Origin of the sequence: Acinetobacter lactucae, assembly GCF_013344765.1 — a bacterium.
Lineage (GTDB): Bacteria > Pseudomonadota > Gammaproteobacteria > Pseudomonadales > Moraxellaceae > Acinetobacter > Acinetobacter lactucae_A.
In genome coordinates, this window is sequence record NZ_JABVBF010000311.1 from 1 (window position 1) to 1528 (window position 1528).

General features: G+C 32.3%; 2 protein-coding genes. Both read right to left on the bottom strand.

Annotated elements, in window-relative coordinates:
* Nucleotides 1-740: CHASE sensor domain-containing protein (locus tag HUN22_RS16940; RefSeq protein ID WP_302675974.1), on the bottom strand; the 740-nt coding region annotated here is incomplete at its 3' end.
* Nucleotides 741-745: 5 nt separating this feature from the next.
* Entirely contained in the window at nucleotides 746-1249 is a 504-nt protein-coding gene (locus HUN22_RS16945; RefSeq protein ID WP_174731841.1) for a YfiR family protein, read from the bottom strand.
* Between the last annotated feature and the right edge of the window lie 279 nt (nucleotides 1250-1528).

The following is a 1528-nucleotide window of genomic DNA, read 5'->3' on the forward strand; positions in this document are numbered from 1 at the left end:
TGATGAGCCTGAAAGGATAATTTACGATTTTCTTTTTGTAGCTGATTATCCCATATCTGAATTTCTTCAAGTAACTCATTAAAAACGGTATTTAAATCTTGAAATTCTTTAATGCGATTATACGGAAAACGTAGATTATAAGCTTTTTGCTCACTTACAATTTGAGCAATATTAGTAAGTGGATAAATAGCCTGCATAATTTGACGATAAGTTAAGTTTACTGACCACCACAAAGCACAAACAATAAACAACATCGCAATTGCTAGCCCTACCATAATCATTTTGAGAAACTGCAATATTTTTTCAGAACTACCAAAAAGTGTGAGTTCACCAACATTTTGCTCATGATGGTAAATTGTCAGATGAACGGGTTCATTTAAAAATAAATGATCAAACCAACGCTCCAAAATTGAAGTCTGACTTGATAACTTAAAACTTTGTGCGATTAAATGATGCTCTGAATCATAGATATGAATAGCACGAATTGAATGATCGTTCGTATACTCATTTAAAATTTGTTCAATTGTAATTTTATCATTAAATACGACTGCTGGCTGGATACGCTCTAACAGAGTATGACTCAGCAATTGCAAATTCTGTTTAGCATAAGTTTCCATTGTAAAAACAGAAATCGATACAAATGTAAAAGAGCAAATAAAAAAAGTAATAGCAAAAATAGTAAATTGAGATTTTCTAAATAATGCATGCAGTGAAGTGGACTGATACAACTTTGATATCATAATCCTTACTCCGCATTCTTAGCCAAGAGCAATACTCTCGGATCAATATGGACTTTGGAGTGACTTAATGCATCTAAGTTAACTTTAAAAGTAGTGTAATTATTTTGATTATACAAACAAAAGATACTTCCTATTTCGCAATCAGAATTATTAATGCTTAATGAAAGTAAAGAACGATAAGGATAATTTTGAATAAGGCTTTGTTGTTGCTGTGGAGACGTAGTAGAAAAATAGACAGCTTGACAATGTGACCGAGCAAAATCTTTCATATTCACAGTCTGAACACGATAATTATAAGACATTTGCTGGATGTAGGATTGAAAGGTAGAGGTGATTGAAGGGTTGTCAATCACACAAAGGGTAGGAGTATTTACATTCTCCCACTTACTGTAGCTTAAAATAGATAAAGTAAGCACATAGAAATTATGTTTTGAATTGGCATAACAAGGCCCACTCGTAGCAAGCACTACAAGTATGCAAACAAATACTTTTTTAGCGAACTGCCACATATGAGTTAATGCCAAACTATTGCACGAATGATCTATTCTACATGAAGTTGATAACGTAAAAAAAGTTTAATATCTCATCTAAAAATGACTAAAAAGCCTAAAAAGTGTTCGGTTGATGATATTGATTTAAAAAAAGGGTTGCAAAGGGTTTTTAATGGTCTATAATGCACATCCATCGGCGGTGATGCAGATAGAAACTTGTTGAAAAACAGTTACTTGTGATTAAGTTGATTGCTTTAAGTGATGAATTTGATGGTGAGTTGGTTTTGAGAATAAGTT